Source organism: Tautonia marina, assembly GCF_009177065.1.
Lineage (GTDB): Bacteria > Planctomycetota > Planctomycetia > Isosphaerales > Isosphaeraceae > Tautonia > Tautonia marina.
This window is the reverse complement of sequence record NZ_WEZF01000050.1, coordinates 1-6,227: the sequence shown is the minus strand read 5'-3', so window position 1 is coordinate 6,227 and position 6,227 is coordinate 1. Positions and strand designations below refer to the sequence as shown.

Annotated in this window: 3 rRNA genes; all 3 read left to right on the top strand. The window is 63.0% G+C overall.

Annotated elements, in window-relative coordinates:
- Positions 1-659: 659 nt before the first annotated feature.
- Positions 660-2,182, top strand: a 16S ribosomal RNA gene (locus GA615_RS27100).
- An 813-nt stretch (positions 2,183-2,995) separates the two neighbouring features.
- A 23S ribosomal RNA gene (locus tag GA615_RS27095) occupies positions 2,996-5,823 on the top strand.
- A 292-nt stretch (positions 5,824-6,115) separates the two neighbouring features.
- Positions 6,116-6,224 (top strand): 5S ribosomal RNA (gene rrf, locus GA615_RS27090).
- The 16S, 23S and 5S rRNA genes sit together here, the layout of an rRNA operon.
- The last annotated feature ends 3 nt before the right edge of the window (positions 6,225-6,227 follow it).

Sequence of the window (6,227 nt, the reverse complement as noted above, 5' to 3'; positions counted from 1 at the left end):
TCCGGATCGGGCGGTCGGTGACGACGGCGCGGTCACATACGGATCAAGGGGCCTTGACGCAAGGGCGGGTGGACCGCCGCGACCTCTCTTTGACAATCCGGTCGATCGTGATTGTGACCTGGTCACAATCAAAGCAGAATCGAATCAAGAAACGCACTCGGCGGGGCTCGGGGCGTGGCGGGTTCGGGCGTCCTGTGTTGCAGGGCGGTCGAGGTCGCAACGGTCTGGGAGCTCGTCGAACCGAAGGCTCGCCGGGAGGCGAGGGTTTCGGGAGGGGCGTGTGTGAGCCAACGCGTGAACGAGACGGCGATGGGACGCGGTTTGCCCGAATCCGGAAGGATCGCGCAAAAAGGACCGGACCATCGAGGGGTGAGGACGCGGTTTCGCCCGGCGTGCCCGTGAGGGGGGCCGGCGACGGAGCGTCACACCTGGGAGTCGCCCGCCGCGAACGTGATGGAGTCGGAGCTGGCCTTCGGGTCGGATCGGCTCGGTCATGGGCGGGACTCACCATGATCGAAGTCGCGTCGAGCTCGTGGGGAATCGGCCCTTCGCGGGGCGGATGACCGGATCACGGGATCGGGGCGCATGTTTCTTCCTCTCGAGCTCTTTGGTGAGAGGATGGTTGGGCGACTGGCCTTCGGGCTGGTGGCGTGACCCCTTTTTCGAAGGGTTTGATCCTGGCTCAGAATGAACGTTGGCGGCGTGGATTAGGCATGCAAGTCGAACGCCTCTTGGAGGCGTGGCGAAAGGGTGAGTAAGGCGACGGTAACCAACCCCGCGGAGGGGGACAGCTTCGGGAAACCGGAGGTAATCCCCCATGACGCCTCGGTGAGGGCATCCTCATCAGGCCAAAGGTGTGAGTCCGCCGCGGGACGGGCTGTCGTGGTATCAGCTGGATGGTGGGGTAACGGCCTACCATGGCAATGACGCCTACCGGGCGTGCGAGCGTGGCCCGGCACACTGGGACTGAGACACTGCCCAGACACCTACGGGTGGCTGCAGTCGAGAATCTTCGGCAATGGGCGACAGCCTGACCGAGCGACGCCGCGTGGAGGACGAAGGCCTTCGGGTTGTAAACTCCTGTCGAGGGGGAACAAGGCTCTGTGAAGAGCAGAGCTTGAGTGATCCCTGGAGGAAGCACGGGCTAAGTTCGTGCCAGCAGCCGCGGTAAGACGAACCGTGCGAACGTTATTCGGAATCACTGGGCTTAAAGCGCGTGTAGGCGGATGGCCACGTCTGGTGCTGAAAGCCCCCGGCTCAACCGGGGGATGGGCGTGGATACGGGCCGTCTGGAGGAGCGTAGGGGGAGCTGGAACTCACGGTGGAGCGGTGAAATGCGTTGAGATCGTGAGGAACGCCCGCGGCGAAAGCGAGCTCCTGGACGCTTACTGACGCTGAGACGCGAAAGCCAGGGGAGCGAACGGGATTAGATACCCCGGTAGTCCTGGCCGTAAACGATGAGCACTGGGTAGGGGGCTCGCCGATGGGTCCCCTGCCGCAGCGAAAGCGTGAAGTGCTCCGCCTGGGGAGTATGGCCGCAAGGCTGAAACTCAAAGGAATTGACGGGGGCTCACACAAGCGGTGGAGCATGTGGCTTAATTCGAGGCTACGCGAAGAACCTTATCCCGGGCTTGACATGCACGGATTAGCCGGCGGAAACGTCGGTGACGCCTTCGGGTGGAACGTGCACAGGTGCTGCATGGCTGTCGTCAGCTCGTGCCGTGAGGTGTTGGGTTAAGTCCCGTAACGAGCGAAACCCCTGCGACCAGTTGCCATCATTCAGTTGGGGACTCTGGTCGGACCGCCGGCGTTAAGCCGGAGGAAGGCGGGGACGACGTCAAGTCATCATGGCCCTTATGCCCGGGGCTGCACACGTGCTACAATGGGCCGGACAGAGCGTTGCCACTGCGTAAGCAGGCGCCAATCGCAGAAACCGGTCCTCAGTTCGGATTGTGGGCTGCAACCCGCCCACATGAAGCTGGAATCGCTAGTAATCGCGGATCAGCAGTGCCGCGGTGAATGGGTTCCTGAGCCTTGTACACACCGCCCGTCAAGCCACCAAAGCGGGGGGCACCCGAAGTCGCTGAGCCCGCAAGGGCAGGCGCCGAAGGTGAAACCCGTGATGGGGACTAAGTCGTAACAAGGTAACCGTAGGGGAACCTGCGGTTGGATCACCTCCTTTCTAAGGATGTATGTCGGCCTCCGACGTGACGAACGGCTTCGGCCCGCCGTCACCGACGATGAGCCAACATCGGCCCCGCACTCGGGGCGGCCCTCCGGTTGACCCCGGCGCCGTCCCCCCACGCGGACCCGCCACAGCAGTGGCGAAGCCGAACGTGTTCATCCCTTGTGGATGGTCACCCCTTTTTGCGACCGATCGGAAGGATCGGTGAACCGACGTTGGCATCGACCGACTCGGCTCACGCGACTCACACACACGCCTGGTTCATGATTCGGCTGCGACCTGGACACGACACGATCGACCCTGGATTGACCCGACGCGGGTGTCCTCCGCCTTGAGCTTCGAGGTGGAGGGCACGCCGTGGCCCTGGGCGAGGGGCGGGGCCGTTTCCGCTTTTGGAGACGGCCTCGCCCCCCGGTCAGGGTGTTGTGGCCCTCGGTTTCGAGGGGCGCGCGTTCCTTGGATCGGCCCGACGGGCGACAGGCCCGCGGGCGTTCTGTGACAATTCGGCAGGTCGCGATCGAGTCACGCTCGATCGCGAAGACACAACCAAAACCGCGAAGTAAGCGTACGAGCGGTCAACCGTGCTTCGGTTAAGTGATCTCACTTTCCGTCGCCGAGGTGCGGTGCTCGTACCGAATCGAACGTAGACCCTTCGGATAGGAAAGAGACGACGACGCGAGGTCGTCGCGGTGGTTGCTCGTCGCCGCGAGGCGAGAGGGCAACCGCGGGGGAGCGAGGTCACGCGGACATCGGTCAATGACCGGCACACGGCATCCTTCGGGAGGCCGAGCGTCGGGGCCGGGTCGGCGTGGTCAAGCCCCGAAGGGCACGGGGGGGATGCCTAGGCGTCGCCGGCAACGTGGGCGTGGCAGGCTGCGATAAGCTTGGGGGAGGGGCCGAACGCCCGTCGATCCCAAGATACCCACAGCAACCCGGGGAACTGAAACATCTCAGTACCCGGAGGAACGGAAAGCAACCGCGACTCCCTCAGTAGCGGCGAGCGAACGGGGATCCAGCCTAAACCGATCGGGACACCGATCGGGGTCGTGGGGCCACTCGATAGGATTTCGGTCCGACAGAGTCATAAAAACAGAGTTCAATCGAAGCGACCTGGAACGGTCCACCAGAGGGGGTGAAAGTCCCGTAGGTGACGGATTCTGTTCTCTGAAGAGGGGTACCCGAGTAGGGTCGGGCACGTGAAACCCGGCCTGAATCGGCGGGGACCATCCCGCAAGGCTAAGTACCGGGCGACGACCGATAGTGAACCCAGTAGGGCGACCGAATGGTGGGAAGAACCCCGACAAGGGGAGGACACTGAACCTGAAACCCCGTGCCTACAAGCGGTGGGAGGGCGACGAGCCTTTGTGCTCCGCCTGACCGCGTGCCTTTTGCATAATGATCCGGCGAGTTTTGGTATCCGGCCGGTTAACCTCTTCAGGAGGGGAGCCCCAGCGAAAGCGAGTCTGAACAGGGCGCTTGTCGGGTGCCAAAGACGCGAAACCAGGTGATCTACCCATGGGCAGGTTGAAGCGACCGTAACAGGTCGTGGAGGACCGAACCCACTGATGTTGAAAAATCAGGGGATGACCTGTGGGGAGGAGTGAAAGTCTCATCAAACCTGGAGATAGCTCGTTCTCTCCGAAATGGCTCGAGGGCCAGCCTCGGGGAATCTAGCACAGGGGGGTAGAGCGACGGAATCCGGCTGGGGCCCTCCCCGGGTACCCACCGGAACCCAACTCCGAATACCCTGTGTCTTTATCCCGGGAGTCAGAACGCGGGGGAGAATCTCCGCGCTCAAGAGGGAAACAGCCCAGACCGCCGACCAAGGCCCCGAAGACGACGCTCAGTGGCAAAGGAAGTGGGACCGCGGTGACAGCCGGGATGTTGGCTTAGAAGCAGCCACCATTTCAAAAGTGCGTAACAGCTCACCGGTCGAGCCGTCCCGCGCCGAAAATGACGGGGACTCAAGCGTCGCGCCGCAGTCGCGGATTGGAATTTATTCCAGTGGTAGGAGAGCGTCGACGGCCGCATTGAAGCCACACGGGTAACGGGTGGTGGAGCGCCGTCGAGTGCGTATGCCGGAACGAGTAACGATAAGGCCGGTGAGAAGCCGGCCCGCCGAAAGCACAAGGGTTCCTGGGGAAGGGCAATCCGCCCAGGGTTAGTCGGGACCTAAGACGAGGCCGAACGGCGTAGTCGATGGGCAGCCGGTGAATATTCCGGCACCCGAGGGTGCGGTTGAAGGCAGGTGACGCTGCCGTAACGGGGATCGGGGTGCTAGTAACCCCCGTTCCGCAAGGACGACGGCTTAGCCCGGAAGTCCCCCGCTCGGTAGCCACGAAAATCCCTGTCCGGACAATCCCTCGGCCCGTACCGCAAACCGACACAGGTGTGCTAGGCGAGTATCCGAAGGCGTTCGGGAGAACCCTCGTGAAGGAACTCGGCAAAATGGCCCCGTACCTTCGGTAGAAGGGGCGCTGGCGCGAGCCAGCCGCAGTGAATCGGCTCCGGCGACTGTTTACCAAAAACACAGGACTCTGCCAACTCGTAAGAGGACGTATAGAGTCTGACGCCTGCTCGGTGTCGGTAGGTTAAGGGAGGCGATTAGCGCAAGCGACGTTGCCGACCAAAGCCCCGATAAACGGCGGCCGTAACTATGACGGTCCTAAGGTAGCGAAGTTCCTTGTCGGGTAAGTTCCGACCTGCATGAATGGCGTAACGACCGGAGCACTGTCTCCACGAGGGACCCGGTGAAACTGAAGTCGTGGTGAAGATACCACGTACCCGCGGCTAGACGGAAAGACCCCGTGAACCTTTACTGCAGGTTGGCACTGGCCAGCCGTCGATCCTGTGTAGCATAGCTGGGAGGCTGTGAAGCCCGGGCGCCAGCCCGGGTCGAGCCACCGGTGAAATACCAGCCTGGATCGTCGACTGTCCTCACCGGTTGCACCACAATCGGGACACTGCTCATCGGGCAGTTTGACTGGGGCGGTCTCCTCCCAAAGCGTAACGGAGGAGCGCCATGGTCCCCTCGGCCCGGTCGGCCATCGGGCAACACGAGCGCAAACGTAGAAGGGGGCCTGACAGCGAGTCCTCTCAGACGAGCTGGGACGAAAGTCGGCGTTAGTGATCCGGCGGTGCTGGATGGAAAGGCCGTCGCTCAACGGATAAAAGGTACTCCGGGGATAACAGGCTGATCTCCCCCGAGCGTCCATAGCGGCGGGGAGGTTTGGCACCTCGATGTCGGCTCATCGCATCCTGGGGCTGGAGAAGGTCCCAAGGGTTCGGCTGTTCGCCGATGAAAGCGGTACGCGAGCTGGGTTCAGACCGTCGTGAGACAGGTCGGTCCCTATCTGCCGCGGGCGGAGGAAACTTGAGAGGAGTCTCCCCTAGTACGAGAGGATTGGGGAGGACCGACCTCTGGTGTACCGGCTGTCGCGCTAGCGGCACCGCCGGGTAGCCAGGTCGGGAACGGATAAGCGCTGAAGGCATCTAAGCGCGAAGCCGGCCTCAAGACCAGGTTTCCGGCACCTTTACGGTGCGAAGGCTCCTGGAAGACCACCAGGTTGATAGGCCGGGAGTGCACGGCGGGCAACCGTCGCAGCCGACCGGTCCTAAGAGCCAAGCGGCTTGACCACCCCGACCCGTCCCCGCCGCATCGCATGACCCATGCGGTGCCCACGGGACCCACCGGTCGGCGTGGCCAGACCACAGAGCCTCCCTCACCCGAATCTCCGAACGACCTCGAACCGTCGTCTCTCTCTGGACGCGACGTCCTTCGAATGGGTCGATCCTTCGGAACCCAACGGCTTGCTTCCCGGTCAACATGTGTCTTCGTCGATCAGGCATTCCCGACTCGCTTCGCGACCTGCGGAGTTGCCTTTGCTTTTCGCGAGCGAGGGGTCTCACTGCCGACCCCCCGCCCGCTTTCCCGGCGACCATACCCGCGGGGCCACACCCGTTCCCATCCCGAACACGGCCGTTAAGCCCGCGGGGCCTATGATAGTGCCCTTGGCGCGAACGTCGGTCATCGCCGGGTCCT